Annotated in this window: 10 protein-coding genes and 3 rRNA genes; all 13 read left to right on the top strand. The window is 39.4% G+C overall.

The genetic code is table 11. The features are described 5' to 3' along the window. The first annotated feature begins 7 nt into the window (after nt 1-7). The gene (locus DWY01_RS06720; RefSeq protein WP_117995388.1) at nt 8-2,425 is read left to right on the top strand and encodes a glycyl radical protein; all 2,418 of its coding nucleotides are present in this window, start codon (nt 8-10) and stop codon (nt 2,423-2,425) included. Between the two features lie 406 nt (nt 2,426-2,831). Further along, a complete protein-coding gene (locus DWY01_RS06715; protein WP_117995385.1) occupies nt 2,832-4,484 on the top strand; it encodes an ABC transporter substrate-binding protein in 1,653 nt (550 codons plus the stop codon). Between the two features lie 106 nt (nt 4,485-4,590). After that, nucleotides 4,591-5,943, top strand: coding sequence for an MATE family efflux transporter (locus DWY01_RS06710; RefSeq protein ID WP_199519909.1), 1,353 nt, complete (start codon nt 4,591-4,593; stop codon nt 5,941-5,943). A 182-nt stretch (nt 5,944-6,125) separates the two neighbouring features. After that, on the top strand, nt 6,126-6,614 hold the full coding sequence (gene purE / locus DWY01_RS06705) for a 5-(carboxyamino)imidazole ribonucleotide mutase (protein ID WP_003865622.1): 489 nt from the start codon (nt 6,126-6,128) through the stop codon (nt 6,612-6,614). Between the two features lie 10 nt (nt 6,615-6,624). Further along, the gene (locus tag DWY01_RS06700) at nt 6,625-10,326 is read left to right on the top strand and encodes a phosphoribosylformylglycinamidine synthase (protein ID WP_117995383.1); all 3,702 of its coding nucleotides are present in this window, start codon (nt 6,625-6,627) and stop codon (nt 10,324-10,326) included. A gap of 1 nt (nt 10,327) precedes the next feature. Next, complete coding sequence (gene purF, locus DWY01_RS06695) at nt 10,328-11,707, top strand: amidophosphoribosyltransferase (protein WP_117995379.1); 1,380 nt, start codon at nt 10,328-10,330, stop codon at nt 11,705-11,707. 3 nt (nt 11,708-11,710) lie between these two features. After that, entirely contained in the window at nt 11,711-12,742 is a 1,032-nt protein-coding gene (gene purM, locus DWY01_RS06690) for a phosphoribosylformylglycinamidine cyclo-ligase (protein ID WP_117995376.1), read from the top strand. Then, nucleotides 12,736-13,317, top strand: a complete 582-nt coding sequence (gene purN, locus DWY01_RS06685) for a phosphoribosylglycinamide formyltransferase (protein WP_117995373.1) — start codon at nt 12,736-12,738, stop codon at nt 13,315-13,317. Before purM ends, purN begins: the two co-directional genes overlap by 7 nt. Further along, entirely contained in the window at nt 13,314-14,849 is a 1,536-nt protein-coding gene (gene purH / locus DWY01_RS06680; protein ID WP_243001982.1) for a bifunctional phosphoribosylaminoimidazolecarboxamide formyltransferase/IMP cyclohydrolase, read from the top strand. The genes purN and purH overlap by 4 nt, the downstream gene beginning before the upstream one ends. Nucleotides 14,850-14,899: 50 nt before the next feature. Next, nucleotides 14,900-15,802: a serine hydrolase gene (locus tag DWY01_RS06675; RefSeq protein WP_199519908.1), complete on the top strand. Its 903-nt coding sequence runs from the start codon at nt 14,900-14,902 to the stop codon at nt 15,800-15,802. 246 nt (nt 15,803-16,048) lie between these two features. Beyond that, nucleotides 16,049-17,589: ribosomal RNA gene (locus tag DWY01_RS06670) — 16S ribosomal RNA — on the top strand. Nucleotides 17,590-17,809: 220 nt separating this feature from the next. Then, a 23S ribosomal RNA gene (locus tag DWY01_RS06665) occupies nt 17,810-20,708 on the top strand. 60 nt (nt 20,709-20,768) lie between these two features. Beyond that, nucleotides 20,769-20,882: ribosomal RNA gene (gene rrf, locus DWY01_RS06660) — 5S ribosomal RNA — on the top strand. Together the 16S, 23S and 5S rRNA genes form the textbook arrangement of a ribosomal RNA operon. The last annotated feature ends 10 nt before the right edge of the window (nt 20,883-20,892 follow it).

Genomic DNA, 20,892 nt, shown 5'->3' with positions numbered 1-20,892 from the left:
GACGGACATGGAAAATGTAGAACATTTTGGAACATTGACAGAACGAATGAAAGAATTTCGAGAAGAAGTTTTAGATGAAAAACCTTATATTGATGCACAACGTGCAATTTTAGCAACTCTTGCTTACAAAGAAAATTTAAATCAACCACGAGTGATGGTTCGAGCTAAAATGCTAGAAAAGGTTCTTGATAATATGAGTATATATATTGAAGACAAATCTCTTTTAGCAGGAAATCAGGCAACTAAGAATCGTAATGCTCCTATTTTTCCTGAGTATACTATGGAATTTGTTATGAATGAATTGGATCAGTTTGAGCAAAGGGATGGGGACGTATTCTATATCACTGAAAAGACCAAGGAACAACTTAGAGAAATTGCGCCATTCTGGCAGAATAACAATTTGCGTGCAAGAGGAGAAGCTCTTCTTCCTGAAGAAGTTCGTGTCTTTATGGAAACAGGTGTATTTGGAATGGAAGGTAAGTTAAATGCAGGAGATGCGCATTTGGCGGTGAACTATGAGCGTATTTTGAAGGATGGATTAAGAGGATACGAAAAGCGTGTAAAAGAATGTAAAGCTACTCTTGATTTAACGAATCCAGATAATATTGACAAGTATTGTTTCTATAATGCAGTTCTTATAGTACTGGAGGCGGTGCGTAATTTTGCGAATCGTTACAGCGTTCTTGCGGAGGATTTAGCAGAAAAAGAATTGAATCAAGAAAGAAAGATTGAATTATTAGAGATCAGTAGAATTTGTTCAAAAGTTCCATATGAACCAGCAGAAACATTTCAAGAAGCGGTACAATCCGTATGGTTTATTCAATTGATTTTACAAATTGAATCCAATGGACATTCTTTGAGTTACGGCAGATTCGATCAATATATGTATCCATATTATAATCGAGATATTAAAAATGGGACTATAAACGAATCAGAAGCCTTGGAACTGTTGACATGCTTGTGGATAAAGACACTTACAATCAATAAAGTTCGTTCTCAAGCGCATACGCTAAGTTCGGCAGGTTCTCCTATGTATCAAAATGTAACGATTGCAGGCCAAACAACAGATAAAAAGGATGCAGTCAATGATTTGAGTTTTTTAGTTTTGAAATCTGTTGCACAGACAAGGTTGACACAACCAAATTTAACTGTGCGCTATCACAAGAATATCAATAAACATTTTTTGGATGAATGTATAGAGGTTATGCGTTTAGGCTTTGGAATGCCAGCATTAAACAATGACGAAATTATAATTCCTTCATTTATGGATTGGGGCGTTAAAGAGGAGGATGCCTACAATTATAGTGCCATAGGCTGTGTTGAAACAGCAGTTCCAGGTAAATGGGGTTATCGTTGTACGGGAATGTCTTATATCAATTTTCCAAGAATGCTTTTGTGTACGATGAATAACGGTGTGGATCTTACAAGTAATAAACGTTTTACAAAAGGATACGGCTATTTTACGGAAATGGAAAGTTATGAAGAACTTTTAGAAGCATGGGATAAAACAATAAGGGAAATTACTCGATATAGTGTTATTGTAGAAAATGTAATTGATAAGGCATCTGAAAGAGATGTACCAGACATTCTTTGTTCGGCTTTGACAGATGATTGTATTGCCAGAGGCAAAACAATCAAAGAAGGTGGAGCGGTCTATGATTTTATTTCAGGACTTCAAGTAGGAATTGCGAACATGGCAGATTGTTTGGCAGCTATAAAGAAGTTAGTGTATGAAGAAAAGAAAATCACAAGACATGAGCTTTGGAATGCGATCTTAGATGATTTTTCATCACCTGAAAACAAAAAAATTCAGGAAATGTTGATTCGTGAAGCTCCAAAATATGGAAATGATGATGATTATGTCGATCAGTTAATTGTGGAAGCCTATGATTCTTATATTGAAGAAATCGAAAAATATCCGAATACACGCTATAATAGAGGACCAATTGGCGGAATTCGCTATGCAGGAACTTCTTCAATTAGTGCGAATGTTGGACAAGGTATGTCAACGATGGCTACGCCAGATGGACGAAATGCATTCGAACCTTTGGCCGAGGGTTGCAGTCCAGCGCATAATAGCGATAAAAATGGACCTACAGCTGTGTTTAAAAGTGTGTCTAAGCTTCGTACAAATAAAATTACGGGTGGAGTTCTACTAAATCAAAAAATGACACCTCAAATGTTGTCGACTGAAGAAAATCGACAAAAATTAGAATTGCTGATTAAAACTTTCTTTAATCGTTTACATGGATATCACGTGCAATATAACATTGTTTCTAAAGAAACTTTGATTGATGCACAGAAGCATCCTGAAAATCATAAGGATTTAATTGTTCGTGTAGCCGGATATAGTGCTTTCTTTAATGTGCTTTCTAAAAAGACGCAAGATGATATTATTGGTAGAACAGAACAATCTTTAATGTAAGAAAATGTAAATAAAATGTAAAAGTGGTTGAAAACGGATCTTGTTAGGTGTATCCTATAAGCAACCGATGCGAAAGAGATCAAACTAAGAACCGGATACAAAGAGATTCTAGTCGGGGTGGAAGCTAGATTATTACGACTTAGCAAATGGACTTTCAAGGGCAAGGTGAAAAGAGTTTCTTAGTAACTGCGACGTATTCTATGCGTTAAATGGATCGAATGTGATGGCATTCTAGAGATGGGTATAACTATACCAATTCAGGTGGTACCGCAGATTATTTTGATATTCTGTCCTGTGTCAAATTATTAAATTTGATGCAGGATTTTTTTAATTTATAAGGAGAGTGATGAAATATGTCAGCAGACTGGTGGTGGTATAAAGAGTAGATGCTTAGGAGGTAAAAGATATGTATAAGAAAATATTAGCATGTGGATTAGCTTTGTTGATGTGTGGCTGCAGCACAAAAGCAGCAGGTAATGATCAAGTGTTGACAGTGGGATTGAGTTCAGAAATGAATGGAACTTTTTCACCTATGTATTACCAAACGACAAATGATTCTTATGTCGTTGATTTGGTTTATCAAGGATTGTTGAAATACAACAAAAAAGGAGAGTTGGTTGCAGATTTGGCTAAGTCCTTACCTGAAATCAGTGAAGATGGTAAGACAATGACTTTTAAAGTAAAGAAGGGCATTCAGTTTAGTGATGGATCTAAATTCACTGCAAAAGACGTAGAGACAACATTTGCGGTTATGGCTGATCCAAGCTATACAGGTCGATTTGCGAATAATGTTGATTTTCTAGATGGATATAGTGAGTATCATGATTCAGATGCATCTAGCTTTAGAGGAATTGAAACTCCAGATAACTATACAGTTGTATTTCATTTAAATAAACCAAGAATTGATGCTGTTTCTACGCTTGGAACACAGAAAATCTGTAGTTCTGAATATTTAAACTATAAAAAAGGAAAAACAGAGAGTATCGAAAAGAAAAATAGTAAGCCAATTGGAACAGGTGCGTATGTGTTAAAGAAATTTGAAAAAACAAGTGGGGCCAGTTTAGTTTCAAATTCAAAGTATAAGGCTAAAAAAGGTCAATATCAGATTTCTAAAATTATGATCAAAAAGACGGATACTTCAACTGAAGTAAAGGAATTAGAAAATGGAACTGTGGATTATATTCCGGATGTGATTGAGGCGAATAAAATCAAATCTGTACAAAAGAATAAAAACCTTTCTGTCGATTCGTATCCAAGTGATCGTGAAAACTTCATTATCTTTAATTCTAATGTGGGAGCTTGTAGTGATGGCGAGGTAAGAAAAGCAATTGGATATGGATTTAACGCACAAGAATATATTGATAACTATTATCAGATTGATGGTATGGCGTATAAGCCAGGTACTTTTGGCAATCCCGTGTCATTAAATAATGGAACTATGATTCGTAATGAAGAAAAGGTTGATGGTGTCACTTATTATGATTATGATGTTGAAAAGGCGAATCAAATCTTAGAGGATGCTGGATACAAATTGGCAGATGATGGGTATCGTTATAAAGATGGTGAAAAATTAACGGTTCGTTTCTTGGCAAACAAGGATAAGGATTCTTTAGATTCTTTGATTCCAGTTTTACAGAAATGCTTGAATGCGATTGGCATTGATTTTAAAGCGAATACTGTTGAATTTAATACAGTTATTAGTACCGTGCAGGATGATGCACAGACAGATAGCTGGGATGCGACATATCTAGGCTTTTCTTATGGTTCTCCTGATGATACAGGTATTAACTTTATTTTAAGAACAGGTGCTACAAATAACTTTGGACGTTTAAGTGATGAAGAACTAGATACGTATTTAGATGCAGGAATGTATACATCGGATAATGAAGTATCGAAAGAAAACTATCATAATGCTTTGGTGCGTCAAAGTGAATTATGTGGTTATTTACCTGTGGATTCGACGAAGACATATTGTTTAAGAAGCAAGGATGTTAAAGGAATGCACACAACATCTATTTATAATTGGGCTCAATCGATTGCGACTGCTTATATTAAATAGTTTGATTGTAAATAACATATGATGTATCCTAATGGATATTAGGGCAAAGTAAAGTCCTGTACTAACTTATGTTGGTGCAGGCTTTTCTTGTATGGGGAGGATTTTTATGGCAAAACAAGGATCGATTCAATTGATGACAAAAGGAAGTATTGCCAAACAAATTATTGGCTATGCGGTACCTATATTCATTGGGTATCTTTTTCAACAACTCTACAACACAATGGATGCATTGATTGTAGGGAACTTTTTAGGGCAAAATGCATTAGCTGCCGTTACAGGTGTTGGCTCATTGATTTTTTTGTTTGTAGGATTTTTTAATGGGTTTGCGACAGGCGCTAGCGTAATTATAGCGAATGCGATTGGGGCCCAAGATGAAGAGCGAACAAAGAAAGCGATATATACAACGGCTACATTTGGAATAATCTTAGGGCTTATTATGACAGTCAGTGGTTATCTATTGACAGATCAAATGTTGAGATGGATGGGCTTGCCTATAGAGGTGTTTGGTCTATCTTCAATATATTTAAAAATATACTTTTTAGGCAGTTTTTCTTTGGTTCTATATAACATGCTTGTGGGAATCATCCGAGCTGGTGGTGATGCCAAACATCCACTCTATTATTTGATTGTCAGTTCTATATTAAATGTGATTTTAGATGTTGTATTCATTACGGTGTTTAAGATGGGAGTTGCCGGAGCTGCCTGGGCAACAATTATTTCTGAATTTGCGAGTATGTTTTTATGTGCTTTGCAGTTAGCTAGAGAAGAAAGTATTTTGCATATTTCTTGGGCACATTTAACTTTGCATTTTGAAAACCTGAAACAAATTTGTATCTACGGTTTGCCTACAGGACTGCAAGGCTGTGTCATTGATTTTGCGAATGTCATGATTCAATCATATATTAATTCGTTTGGCGCTGCAGCTATTGCAGGAATTGGTGCATATTCAAAGGTTGAAGGGTTTATCTTCCTTCCTGAAATTTCTTTTTCAATGGCACTTACAACGTTTGTGTCGCAAAATGAAGGAGCCGGACAAAAGGAACGTTCGCGAAAAGGAATCTTGTTTGGGCTTGCTGCTTCTTTACTTTTAATTGAAGGCATGGGGATTTTGATCTACTTGTTTGCGCCAACCTTTATTTCATTCTTTAATCAAAATCCAGAAGTAATTGCGATTGGGGTAGATCGTGCTAAAATCTGTGCCTTCTTCTATGTTCTTTTGGGCTTCTCACATGTTGTTTCTAGTATTTTAAGAGGGCTTGGACGACCAGTAATGCCAATGGTGGTCATGCTTGTATGTTGGTGTGCTGTTCGTGTTGTTGTACTAATGACAATTGGCCAAAGTATACACAGTTTGTATTTAACCCATTGGTTATACCCTATTACTTGGGGATTGAGTTCAATTGTTTATATGTTTGATTTACGTAAATACAAATTGTTTATACCTAGAGAGCAACTTTAATGAAATATTGGGTTGTCATTTGAGTTGGTTTTAGGTATTATAATCTTGCAGAAGTGTTTTTCTGATTTTGGAGGTCTTACTTATGGTCTTAAGAAGATTTACCACAATTGATAGAGAAGAATTGCTTTTTTAAGTGCGCCTACTATAGGTGCGCTTTTTTTGTTTTGAAAGGAAGGTCATTTATGGAAACAAAGCGTGTTTTAATTGTGATGGGTTCTCGTTCAGACTTACCTAGTATGGAAGGCTGCATGAAACAATTAGACGATTTTCAAGTCGGCTACGAGGTTCGTGTATTAAGTGCTCACCGTACTCCAGAAGCTGTTTTGGAGTTGTCTAAGACTGCATGCGAACGTGGAATTCAAGTTATTATTGCGGCAGCTGGAGGAGCAGCACATTTAGCTGGAGTTTTAGCTAGCTCTACACCATTGCCGGTTATTGGAATCCCTATTCAGACATCTGCTTTAGGTGGATTGGATTCATTATTGTCGACAGTACAAATGCCTCAAGGAGTTCCTGTTGCGACTGTTGCGATTGGAAAATCAGGAGCAAGAAATGCTGCTATCTTAGCTTGTCAGATGATTGGACTTAATGATAAGTCTTTGCAGGATAAAATTGTTGAATTTAAAAAAGAACAAGCACAAAAAGTATTAGAACAGTCAATTGTTGAATAAGGAGAAGGAAATGGATACTCGTATTTTTGTTCATAAAAAAGAACAGTTTCAAGTTGAAAGTGAATCATTAGCGGCTGAATTAAGACAATCTTTATCTTTAGGAGAAGAGTTTGGTCTAACAAAATACAATTTATATGATATTTTTAATGCCGATGAAAATGATATTGAATTATTAAAGAAAAATGTTTGTAGTGAAGTTGTTACTGATGATGTATATGATTCTGTAGATTTAACAGATAAATCTTATTTGGCATACGAATTTTTGCCAGGTCAATACGATCAAAGAGCTGACAGTGCAATGCAATGTTTAATGCTTTTGAATAATAAACAAACTGTACGTATTCATTCAGGTACTTTATTGGTGTTCGCAAACCCAGTAAATGAAGAAACACTAGATAAAATCACACACTATATTGTTAACCCTGTTGAAGCGCGTGTAAAAGACCTTTCTGTATTAGTAGATGATCAGGATGTTGATGTACAAGACGTTCCTGTTTTAGATGGTTTTACAAAGATGAGTAAAGAAGAATTAAATTCTTTACGTACAACTTTAGGGTTGGCCATGTCTCAAGCGGACATTGAGCATGTTCAACGTTACTTCGAAAAAGAAGAAAAAAGAGATTGCACAATGACTGAAATCCGTGTGTTAGATACATATTGGTCAGATCACTGTCGTCATACTACTTTTGAAACTGTATTGGATGATGTTTGTTTCCATTTGGATACATTATCAGATGAATTGCAGGCTTCTTATGAAAAATATTTGAAATTACGCCAGGAAGTTCATGGAAACCGCAAAGAAAAAACATTGATGGATATGGCTACCATTGCTGGTAAATATCTTCGTAAACAAGGCAAGCTTGATGATATGGAAATTACCGATGAAATCAATGCATGTAGTGTAGAAATTACAGTAGATGTTGATGGAAAAGATGAACAATGGTTATTGATGTTTAAAAATGAAACACATAACCACCCTACAGAAATTGAACCGTTTGGTGGAGCTAGTACTTGTATTGGTGGAGCTATTCGTGATCCATTATCAGGACGTAGCTATGTATACCAGGCTATGCGTATTACAGGTGCCGGAGATATTACTAAACCAATTAGTGAAACACTAGAGCACAAATTACCTCAGTCAAAGATTTCTAAAACAGCAGCTCAAGGTTATTCAAGTTATGGTAACCAGATTGGTTTGGCAACTACATTTGTAGATGAAATCTATGATGATGGCTATGTTGCCAAACGTATGGAAGTTGGTGCTGTAGTCGGTGCTGCTCCAAAATCACATGTAAAACGTGAACAACCTCAACCTGGCGATATCATTGTTATGATTGGTGGAGCTACAGGTCGTGATGGAATTGGTGGAGCTACAGGTTCAAGTAAAGAGCATAATGAAACAAGTTTGGAAAAATGTTCAAGTGAAGTTCAAAAGGGTAATGCCTTAATTGAACGTAAATTACAACGTTTATTCAGAAATCCAGCTTGTACAAAATTAATCAAGAAGGCAAATGATTTTGGAGCTGGTGGAGTTAGTGTTGCCGTAGGTGAACTTGCGGACGGATTGGATATCAATTTAGATGCAGTTCCAGTTAAATATCAAGGCTTAGATGGTACAGAGCTTGCAATCAGTGAATCACAAGAGCGGATGGCTGTATGTATTGAAGCCAAAGATTTTGAAAAATTCAAAGAAGAAGCATATAAGGAAAACTTAGAGGCTATCAAAGTTGCAGATGTCACAGATACAAATCGTTTAATCATGAAATGGCGTGGGGAAACAATTGTTGACATGTCTCGTGCGTTCTTGGATACAAACGGTGTACGTCAGCATCAGGTTGTTGATGTTTGTGAAAATGAATATGATGAACATCCATTTGATGCAGTTAAATCAGATTTAAATACGGTTTTACAAGATGCGAATGTTGCAAGTCAGATTGGTTTAGCAGAAATGTTTGATGCTTCTATTGGTAAGAGTACAGTATTGATGCCTTTTGGAGGTAAATATCAATTAACTCCTGAAGAAGGTTCTGTACAGAAATTACCGGTTCATGGAATGACAAATACATGTTCTGTTATGACATATGGATATGATCCAAAGGTGTCTAAATATTCTCCATATTTAGGTGCAAGTTATTCAGTTGTTGAAGCATTAGCTCGTATTACGGCATTGGGTGCTGACTATAAGAAGTGTCGTTTATCAAATCAGGAATATTTTGAGCACTTAGGTGCAGATGCACAAAAATGGGGACAACCATTTGAAGCATTATTAGGTTTAATTGATGCTCAGCTAGCATTTGAAACACCAAGTATTGGTGGTAAAGACTCTATGAGTGGAACGTATAAAGATATTCATGTACCTCCAACAGTAATCACATTTGCGGTAACTACAGCAAAAACAGATAATATCGTATCTGCTTCATTCAAGAATCCTGGAGACTATGTATACTTAGTAAAACATACACCGGTTAAGAATCATGTTCCAAACTATGAACAATTGAAGGAAAACTTTGAAACAGTTCATAAATTGATGCAGGAAAAGAAGATTGTTGCGGCAAGCACAATTAAATTTGGTGGATTAGGAGCAACTGTTGCAAAGATGGCATTTGGATCTAAAGTCGGTGTTGCAATTAATACAGAAGAAGATGTATATGGATTTAATTTAGGTTCAATGATTGTAGAAGCTACAGAAAGCATTCAGGATGAACATTTAGAATTGATTGGTATCTTAAATGATGATTCTAAGATTGTATTAAATGAAGAAACAGTTGAAATCGAAGATGCATTTAAGGCTTGGACAAAACGTTATAGTGAAATTTATCCAATGATTGTGGATGAAGGAAAAGATACTCTAGAAACTCCTTTAAACGATGTGGAAGTACCAATGTCTAAGGTTGTAGTGGAAAAACCAAAGGTAATTATTCCTATTTTCCCTGGTCAAAACTGTGAGTTTGATACAACAGCTAAATTTGAACGTGCTGGAGCTGAAGTAAAACAGGTTGTATTCAATAATTTAACTGTTGAAAATATTCAAAAGAGTATTGATACTTTGGCAGAAGAAATTAGTACAGCTCAAATCTTGATGATTGTAGGTGGGTTTAGTAGTGGAGACGAACCAGATGGTTCAGGTAAATTTATTGCGAATGTATTACGAAATCCAAAGATTGCCCAAGCAATTGATGCAATGCGTGCAAATGATGGTTTGATTTTAGGTATCTGTAATGGATTCCAAGCATTGATTAAATCTGGATTGTTGCCTTATGGTGATATTGAAAAATTGGATACAGAAAATCCAACATTATTTATAAATAATATCAACCGCCACGTTTCGCATATTGCACGTACGCGCATTACAAGTAATGCTTCTCCTTGGCTTGCTGGTATGAAGGCAGGAAGTGTATATTCTGTAGCTGTAAGTCATGGTGAAGGTAAATTTGTTGCGAGTGAAGAAGTGTTAAATAAATTGATTGAAAATGGTCAGGTAGCAACACAATATGTAAATGAAAATGGTGTACCAACAATGGATGGAAAAGACAACTTAAATGGTTCAAGTATGGCCATTGAAGGTATCTTCTCTGAAGATGGAAAAATCTTTGGTAAGATGGGTCATAGTGAACGTTATGAAAAAGGCTTGTTCCAGAATATTGCTGGAAACAAAGACCAGGATATTTTCGCAAATGGTGTTCGCTATTTTACACACAAGCAGGTGAAGTAGAATGACAATGCAAAAAATAGTTCAAGATTCTTCTGGGATCGTAGGCTTGTTCAATGTCGAACAAGCCGCCCAGAATATCTATTTAGCCATGCATGCTATTCAACATCGTGGACAAGATGGTGTAGGTTTGGCTGTAAGTGATGGAGATAGCGTTGTTTGTAAAAAGGGACTTGGCTTATTATCAGAGAATTTAAAGCAGGATACATTAGATTCTTTAGATGGTAATATTGCGATTGGCCAGCTTCGCATGGCTACAAAAAATGATTCTCAATTGGAAAATGTTCAGCCAATTATGGTTCGTAGTCATCAGAGATATTTTGCGGTTGTATCTAGCGGTATGATCACAAATGCAGTTTCATTAAGAACTAAGCTGGAGAATGATGGATTGATTTTCCAAGGAACAAGTGATTCGGAGTTGTTGGCACATTTGATTCAGTTAAACCCCGGTTCTTTTGAAGAGAAGATTACAAAAGCATGTCATATGATGAGTGGGGCTTATACATTCATGGTTATCACAAAGGATAGCTTGTATGTCGTGAGAGATCCACATGGAATTCGTTCTTTATATATTGCACAAGTAGATGAGGGTTATTGTATTAGCAGCGAAACTTGTTCATTCCCTATTCTTGGTGGTGAATTTGTTCGTGAGGTTAATCCAGGTGAATTGATTTGTTTCGATAATGAAGGAATGAAGTCTTGTCAGATTTTTGAAAAAGCAGAAACAAAGGCGTGTGCTTTAGAATATGTATATTATTCTAGACCGGATAGTATTCATAATGGGCTAACGGTTCATGAAGTCAGAAAAAAATGCGGATATTATTTGGCAAAAGAAGAAAATGTAAAGGCAGATATCGTTGTAGGTGTTCCTGACTCTGCTTTAAGTGCGGCAGCTAGTTTTGCTAGAACGTTGAATATACCGTATGAAACAGGATTGATTAAGAATCGTTATATCGGATCTACATTTATTCGTCCAACAGAACAACAAAGGATGCAAGGTATGCGTGTTCGTTTGAATGCGATTAGCTCAGTTGTAAAAGGAAAAAGTGTATATCTAGTTGATGATAGTGTTGTAAAAGGATTTACATCACGTAGAATATGTCAGTTATTAAAAGAAGCAGGGGCAAAAGAGGTTCATTTACGTATAGCTTCGCCAATGTTGAAATATCCTTGTTTATATGGGGCTGATTCAACGGCACAAAAAGATTTGGCGGCTTTTAACTATACAGTAGATGAAATGGAACAATTATTCCAAGTGGATTCATTGCGCTTCTTAAGTGTTGAAGATTTTAAAAAGTGTGTACCAGAAACAAGTTGTTTAGCTTGTTGTACAGGCGAATATCCAGAAGATTTACAAGATTATAAAGATGAGGTAAAGGAGTAGAATATGGCAGAACATTATGCAGCAGCAGGCGTTAGTTTAGAGGCAGGATATAAATCTGTAGAATTGATCAAGGAGCATGTTAAGAAAACAATGCGTCCAGAAGTATTAGGTGGACTTGGTGGTTTCTCTGGAGCTTTCTCGTTATCTAAAATTAAAGATATGGAAGAACCAGTATTACTTTCAGGTACAGATGGTTGTGGAACAAAAGTTAAGCTAGCGATGGTTATGAATAAACATGACACGATTGGTATTGATGCCGTTGCGATGTGTGTTAATGATATTGCGTGTGCAGGAGGAGAACCATTATTCTTCTTGGATTACATCGCATGTGGAAAAAACGTTCCAGAAAAAATTGCAGATATCGTAAAAGGTGTGTCTGAAGGTTGTTTACAATCTGAAGCCGCTTTAATCGGTGGAGAAACAGCAGAACATCCAGGTTTAATGCCAGAAGACGATTATGATTTAGCAGGCTTTGCGGTTGGTGTTTGCGATAAAAAAGATATGATTACTGGTAAGGACCTTAATGTAGGAGATGTATTGATTGGCCTTCCTTCTACTGGAGTTCACAGTAATGGTTTTTCATTGGTTCGTAATGTGTTTGATATTACAGAAGAATCTTTGAACACATATTATGATGAATTAGGTAAAACTTTAGGAGAAGCGTTGTTGGCTCCTACAAAGATTTATGTTAAGGCATTAAAATATATCAAGGCCAATGGTATTACATTGAAGGCTTGTAGCCACATTACAGGTGGTGGATTCTATGAAAATGTGCCTCGTATGTTAAAGGAAGGCATGGGTGTTGAAATTAATACTAAGGCTTTCCCAAAACCTCCAATTTTTGATTTGATCCAAAAAAATGGTGATATTTCTACAAAGGAAATGTATAACGTATTTAACATGGGCCTTGGTTTTGTGATGGCGGTAGATCCTGCTGATGTTGCAAGAGTACAGGCAGCATTAAGTGAAATCAATGAGCCTAGCTATGTAGTTGGTAAAGTAACTGAGACAGGACAGGTAGATGTCCAATGGTAAATATTGCGGTATTTGCGAGTGGTTCGGGGACTAATTTCGAAACAATCTTATCGCATATAGAAGATGGTTCTTTGCATGTAAACTGTGCTTGTTTGATTGCAGATAAAGAAAATGCATATGCAAGAGTTCGTGCGCGTAATCATGGAATTGAAGAGTTTTATTTCAATCCAAAAGGGTATGATGGTAAAGCAGGTTATGAAGCGGCAATCTTAGAAGTATTGAAAGAAAAAAAGGTGGATTTGATTGTTTTGAGTGGATATATGCGTTTTATTGGGCACACTTTATTAAGTGCATATCCAAATCGAATTATTAATTTACATCCAGCTTATTTACCTGAATTTCCTGGAGCACACAGTATCCAGGATGCGTTTGAAGCGAAGGTATCTCAAACAGGCGTTACTGTTCATTTTGTAGACGAAGGCGTAGACACAGGTCCTATTATTCGTCAGGAAAGAGTAGCAATTGATTCGTCATGGGATCTTGAAACATTAGAATCGCATGTACATGCGATGGAATATGATTTGTTCTGGCAAGTGATTGAACAAGTCGCAAAAAGTATTGAGGAGGAAAAATAATGAAGCGTGCATTAGTAAGTGTATCTGATAAAACGGGTCTTGTTGAATTTGTACAAGGATTAGTAGATTGCGGGTATGAAATTATTTCTACTGGAGGAACAAAAAAGGCTTTAGAAGCTGCCGGAATTCATCCAATTGGAATTAGTGATGTGACTGGTTTTCCAGAAATTATGGATGGACGTGTAAAAACTTTGCATCCAAAAGTTCATGGAGCTTTATTGTGTGTTCGTTCAAACCCAGATCATGTACGTCAATTAAAGGAATTAGGAATTGAATATATCGATTTAGTTTGTGTGAATTTATATCCTTTCAAAGAAACAGTATTAAAACCAGGTGTAACACACGAAGAAATCATTGAGAACATTGATATTGGTGGTCCTAGCATGCTTCGTAGTGCTTCTAAAAACTATCAAAGTATTCCTGTTATTTGTGATCCAAAAGATTATGACAAGGTTCTTGAAGAAATTAGAGAAAATCAAGAAACAACGTTAGAAACGCGTGAACGATTAGCTGCAAAAGTATTCCGTCATACAGCACGTTATGATGCTATGATTGCAGATTATTTAACTAAGAAGACAAATGAAGAATTCCCAGAAAGTATGACAATTACTTTTGATAAGGTTCAAGATTTGCGTTATGGTGAAAACCCTCACCAAAAGGCAGCCTTCTACAAAGGCATGAATCCTCAATATTCTTTGGCTAACGCAAAACAGCTTCATGGAAAAGAATTGTCTTACAATAATATCCAGGATGGAAATGCAGCTATTGAAATTTTAAAAGATTTCGAAGGTCAATATGCAGCTGTTGGTGTTAAACACATGAATCCATGTGGAGTTGGTATTGGTGAAAATATTGAAGCGGCTTGGGATAAAGCATATGAAGCGGATTCTATTTCAATTTTCGGTGGTATTGTAGCGTTGAATGCGAAGGTTGAAAAGGGATTGGCAGAAAAATTGTCTAAGATTTTCTTGGAAATTATCATTGCTCCAGAATTTACGGATGAGGCATTAGAAATTTTAACTCGCAAGAAAAATATTCGATTAATGCAATTAGATACTAGCTTATCTGTTTCAAGTGCGCTAAAATATACAAATGTTAATGATGGTCTATTGGTTCAAGAGATGGATCAGCATAAAATTAACAAGGAAGATTTAAAGTGTGTGACAAACCGTAAACCAACGGAAGAAGAAATCGAACAATTGTTGTTTGGATGGAAAGTGGTTAAGCATGTAAAATCAAATGCGATTGTCTTAGCAAAGGATAATATGACAATTGGTGTAGGTGCTGGCCAAATGAACCGTGTTGGTGCTGCAAAAATTGCGATTGAACAAGCTGGTGAAAAGGCAAAAGGATCTGTTTTAGCTAGTGATGCTTTCTTCCCTATGCCAGATACGGTCCAAGAAGCTATTAAAGCTGGTGTAACAGCAATTATCCAACCTGGAGGATCGATTAAAGATCAACTTTCTATTGATGAATGTAATGAGCATGGAATTGCAATGGTATTCACTGGGGTTCGTCATTTTAAACACTAGAATATAAAAGAGTCTTAATAGACTCTTTTTACATGATTGAAAGGGTCTATATGAACAATAAAAATAAAGTTGTTATTATTCTTTTATTATCAAGTATTTTAATTGTACTTAGTACAGTGGTTGCACAAGTAAAAGGTGCACAAAAATCTACAGGTAACAAATTGTCTGAAATTCAAGAAGATCAAAGTACAGAGCTTGAAAATAAAGATAATAGTCAATATATCGATACTGCTTTGGCAAAAGAAATTGAAGCGTATTTAAAAGAAAATGATATTGATCATGAAAAAGTATCTTATTGTATTACGGATTTAAAGCATAATATTAAATATAGTATGAATGAAAAAGAAGAATTTGTTGCAGCAAGTACATATAAACTTCCGTTGGCAATGCTATATTATGATATGGTGAATGAGGGAAAGTATGATTTAGATACAACTTTTACATATAAATCATATATGCATGAAGATGACGGTGTCATTAGCTCGGATTATGGAATTGGAAGTCAGATACCATTAAAGGATATATTAGATATAATGATTATATATTCAGATAATGATGCGGGTCATATATTGTATGAAAACTTAGGTGGATGGAAAGAGTATAAGGAAGCAATGCAGAAGTATACGGATTCGATTAGTGAAAATTATTACTCTGCAGAGAATATAACAACGGCAAATACGATGAATGATGTAGTTTCCTATTTATATAAGAATAAAGCAAATTATAAAGATTTAATCACAAATATGAAAAAAGCAGAGCCTGGTGAATATTTGGATAAAATTATACAACAGAATATGCCTCAAAAATATGGTATGTATAATTGTGCCTATAATAGTGTAGGCTTTGTGGATTGTGAAACACCATATAGCATCGTTGTATTAACGAGCCTTGGTGAAAAGGGTGTTGATGTAATGGCGAATATCAATAGTATTGCGTATGAACATTTCGAATAAGGTCAAAAGACCTTATTTTTTTAAATCGGGCGATGAAAGCGTATACAGTAATAAAAATGAAAAAAAGATAAAAAAGTTAAAAAAAACATTTGACGAAAGGGGAAGTATTTGGTAATATAGATGAGCACTGCTGAGGTGCACATGATCTTTGAAAACTGAACAGGAAATAAAATACAAACTAAAACGTCAATTTCGAAACAAACAATTAATTGAAAGAAAGATGTCAGAGACATCAAAGAGCTAAATCAAATGGAGAGTTTGATCCTGGCTCAGGATGAACGCTGGCGGCATGCCTAATACATGCAAGTCGAACGAGAGGAAGGAAAGCTTGCTTTTCTGAATCTAGTGGCGAACGGGTGAGTAACACGTAGGTAACCTGCCCATGTGCCCGGGATAACTTCTGGAAACGGATGCTAAAACCGGATAGGTAGCAGACAAGCATTTGACTGCTATTAAAGTGGCTATGGCCATGAACATGGATGGACCTGCGGTGCATTAGCTAGTTGGTGAGGTAACGGCCCACCAAGGCGACGATGCATAGCCGGCCTGAGAGGGCGGACGGCCACATTGGGACTGAGACACGGCCCAAACTCCTACGGGAGGCAGCAGTAGGGAATTTTCGTCAATGGGGGGAACCCTGAACGAGCAATGCCGCGTGAGTGAGGAAGGTCTTCGGATCGTAAAGCTCTGTTGTAAGAGAAAAACGGCACTCATAGGGAATGATGAGTGAGTGATGGTATCTTACCAGAAAGTCACGGCTAACTACGTGCCAGCAGCCGCGGTAATACGTAGGTGGCGAGCGTTATCCGGAATGATTGGGCGTAAAGGGTGCGTAGGTGGCAGATCAAGTCTGGAGTAAAAGGTATGGGCTCAACCCGTACTGGCTCTGGAAACTGATCAGCTAGAGAACAGAAGAGGACGGCGGAACTCCATGTGTAGCGGTAAAATGCGTAGATATATGGAAGAACACCGGTGGCGAAGGCGGCCGTCTGGTCTGGATTCTGACACTGAAGCACGAAAGCGTGGGGAGCAAATAGGATTAGATACCCTAGTAGTCCACGCCGTAAACGATGAGAACTAGGTGTTGGGGGAATAACTCAGTGCCGCAGTTAACGCAATAAGTTCTCCGCCTGGGGAGTATGCACGCAAGTGTGAAACTCAAAGGAATTGACGGGGGCCCGCACAAGCGGTGGAGTATGTGGTTTAATTCGAAGCAACGCGAAGAACCTTACCAGGCCTTGACATCCCTTGCAGAGGTATAGAGATATATCCGAGGTTAACAAGGAGACAGGTGGTGCATGGTTGTCGTCAGCTCGTGTCGTGAGATGTTGGGTTAAGTCCCGCAACGAGCGCAACCCTTGTGATATGTTACTAACATTGAGTTGAGGACTCATATCAGACTGCCGGTGATAAACCGGAGGAAGGTGGGGATGACGTCAAATCATCATGCCCCTTATGGCCTGGGCTACACACGTACTACAATGGCGTCTACAAAGAGCGGCAAGCCTGTGAAGGCAAGCGAATCTCATAAAGGACGTCTCAGTTCGGATTGAAGTCTGCAACCCGACTTCATGAAGCTGGAATCGCTAGTAATCGCGAATCAGCATGTCGCGGTGAATACGTTCTCGGGCCTTGTACACACCGCCCGTCAAACCATGGGAGTTGGTAATGCCCGAAGCCGGTGGCATAACCCTTCGGGGAGTGAGCCGTCGAAGGCAGGACCGATGACTGGGGTTAAGTCGTAACAAGGTATCCCTACGGGAACGTGGGGATGGATCACCTCCTTTCTAAGGAGAAAGAAGAAACGTGGAAATTGGAGATAGGGAGTATACCTGTTTAGTTTTGAGAGGTCAAGGACTTCTCAGAGTGAATCGATCTTTGAAAACTGAGCAACTAAGAAGAAAAGACATAACAGAAAAGGTCTAAAACGTAAGTTGTAAGATAAACTGAGAAAACAGTAAAAAACAGTTCTTGAAAGAGAACATCTCGAAACACACGAGAACCACTGATTAAGTAAGGAAGGGCGTACGGCGAATGCCTGGCCACTCGAAACTGAAGAAGGACGCGCCAAACTGCGAAAAGCTCCGTGAAGCTGTAAGGAAGCGAAGAAGCGGAGGTGTCCGAATGGGGGAACCCGGCAGCAGACATGAGCTGTCATCTGCAGGTGAATACATGGCCTGCAAGAGAGGTACCCGGCGAACTGAAACATCTAAGTAGCCGGAGGAAAAGAAAACAACAGTGATTCCCTGAGTAGCGGCGAGCGAAAGGGGAGAAGCCCAAACCGGTCTGAGGACCGGGGTTGAAGGACCATGATATGGCAAGAGCGAGGATAGGAGAACGGGATCGAAAGCCCGGCCGAAGAAGGTGCAAGCCCTGTAACCGAAATCCGAGCGAAGCCTAATGGGATCCTGAGTACGGCGAGACACGAGGAATCTTGTCGGAAGCAGGCGGGACCATCCGCCAAGGCTAAATATAAACGAGTGAGCGATAGTGAACCAGTACCGTGAGGGAAAGGTGAAAAGAACCGCGGGAGCGGAGTGAAAGAGAACCTGAAACCGTATGCCTACAAGAAGTCAGAGCCCGTTAAGGGGTGATGGCGTGCCTTTTGTAGAATGAACCGGCGAGTTGCGACAGACTGCGAGGTTAAGGAGGAAAGACCGGAGCCGAAGCGAAAGCGAGTCTTAAGAGGGCGAAAGTAGGATGTTGCAGACCCGAAACCGGGTGATCTAGCCATGAGCAGGTTGAAGTTGAGGTGAAACTCAATGGAGGACCGAACCGACTACCGTTGAAAAGTTAGCGGATGACTTGTGGCTAGGGGAGAAATTCCAATCGAACCCGGAGATAGCTGGTTCTCCCCGAAATAGCTTTAGGGCTAGCGTCGGAAAGAACCTTAGTGAAGGTAGAGCACTGAATGTGTGATGGCCCCATCCCGGGGTACTGAATACAATCAAACTGCGAATGTCATTAAGGATGTCCGGCAGTCAGACTGTGAGTGATAAGGTCCATGGTCAAGAGGGAAACAGCCCAGACCGCCAGTTAAGGTCCCAAAATACAGGCTAAGTGGAAAAGGATGTGGGGATGCCCAGACAACTAGGAGGTTGGCTCAGAAGCAGCCATCCTTTAAAGAGTGCGTAACAGCTCACTAGTCGAGTGACCCTGCGCCGAAAATGTACCGGGGCTAAGCCTGATACCGAAACTGCGGATTGTAGGAAACTATAGTGGTAGGGGAGCGTTGTATACGAGTAGAAGCCGTACCGTGAGGAGCGGTGGATTGTATAGAAGTGAGAATGCCGGTGTGAGTAGCGAGATGTAGGTGAGAATCCTACACACCGAAAGCCCAAGGATTCCAGGGGAAGGTTCGTCCGCCCTGGGTAAGTCGGGACCTAACGCGAGGCCGAAAGGCGTAGTGGATGGAAAGCAGGCGAAAGATTCCTGCACCCGTATATGGAGCGAAGGAGTGACGGAGACGGATAGTGTGACCCTCTTAATGGATTGAGGGCGAAGCGAAGCGGCTGGTTACCAGGCAAATCCGGTAACTGAAAGGCTAGAGCGTGACAGGTAAGCGAAATCTTCGGAAAGTAGCGAAGCACATGATGACGGCTTCCAGGAAAAGCTTCTGGCAATGCATATGCGGCCCGTACCAAAACCGACACAGGTGGGCAGGGAGAGAATCCCGAGGTGAGCGAGAGAACTGTTGCCAAGGAACTCGGCAAAATGACTCCGTAAGTTAGCGAGAAGGAGTGCTTAAGCAATTAAGCCGCAGTGAAGAGGCCCAAGCGACTGTTTAACTAAAACACAGCTCTCTGCGAAGTCGCAAGACGAAGTATAGGGGGTGACACCTGCCCGGTGCTGGAAGGTTAAGAGGATCTGTTAAGAGCGATCTGAAGCAGTGATCCGAAGCCCCAGTGAACGGCGGCCGTAACTATAACGGTCCTAAGGTAGCGAAATTCCTTGTCAGGTAAGTTCTGACCCGCACGAAAGGTGTAACGATTTGGGCGCTGTCTCGGCAGCAGACTCGGTGAAATCTTAGTACCTGTGAAAATGCAGGTTACCCGCAACTAGACGGAAAGACCCCATGGAGCTTTACTGCAGCCTGATATTGAATTCTGGTCATACATGTACAGGATAGGTGGGAGACAAAGAGACGTGCACGCCAGTGTACGAGGAGTCGACGTTGGGATACCACTCTTGTGTGACCGGGGTTCTAACCTGGTATCGAAAACAGGTACGGGGAGAGTGTCAGGTGGGCAGTTTGACTGGGGCGGTCGCCTCCCAAAGAGTAACGGAGGCGCCCAAAGGTACGCTCAGATTGGATGGAAACCAATCGCCGAGTGCAATTGCAGAAGCGTGCTTGACTGTGAGACTTACAAGTCGAACAGGGACGAAAGTCGGGAATAGTGATCCGGCGGTGCCGAATGGAAGGGCCGTCGCTCAACGGATAAAAGCTACCCTGGGGATAACAGGCTGATCTCGCCCAAGAGTTCACATCGACGGCGAGGTTTGGCACCTCGATGTCGGCTCATCGCATCCTGGAGCTGGATTCGGTTCCAAGGGTTGGGCTGTCCGCCCATTAAAGCGGTACGCGAGCTGGGTTCAGAACGTCGTGAGACAGTTCGGTCCCTATCTGTTGTGGGCGAAGGAGATCTGCGGAGAGCTGTCCTCAGTACGAGAGGACCGGGATGGACCTACCGCTGGTGCACCGGTTGTTCCGCCAGGGGCATAGCCGGGTAGCTAAGTAGGGAAAGGATAAGCGCTGAAAGCATCTAAGCACGAAGCCTACTCCAAGATGAGATCTCCCATTCGCAAGAAGTAAGACCCCTTAAAGACGATAAGGTAGATAGGCCAGGGATGGAAGTGCAGTGATGTACGGAGTTGACTGGTACTAATCGGTCGAGGACTTAATCAGGAATATGTAGTTTCTTCAGAAAAGTTGTTCGGTTTTGAGGGATCGAAAGAGAACTCAAGATCCGGTGGCGATAGCAAAGTGGACACACCTGAACTCATCCCGAACTCAGAAGTTAAGCACTTTCACGGCGACAATAGTTGGGCTTGCCCCTGCGAAGATAGCTAGCTGCCGGGTCCTTTTTTTT

The organism is Eubacterium sp. AF22-8LB, assembly GCF_003458715.1.
In the GTDB taxonomy this organism is placed as follows: Bacteria; Bacillota_I; Bacilli_A; order Erysipelotrichales; family Erysipelotrichaceae; genus Holdemanella.
This window is presented reverse-complemented; position numbering and strand designations above follow the sequence as displayed.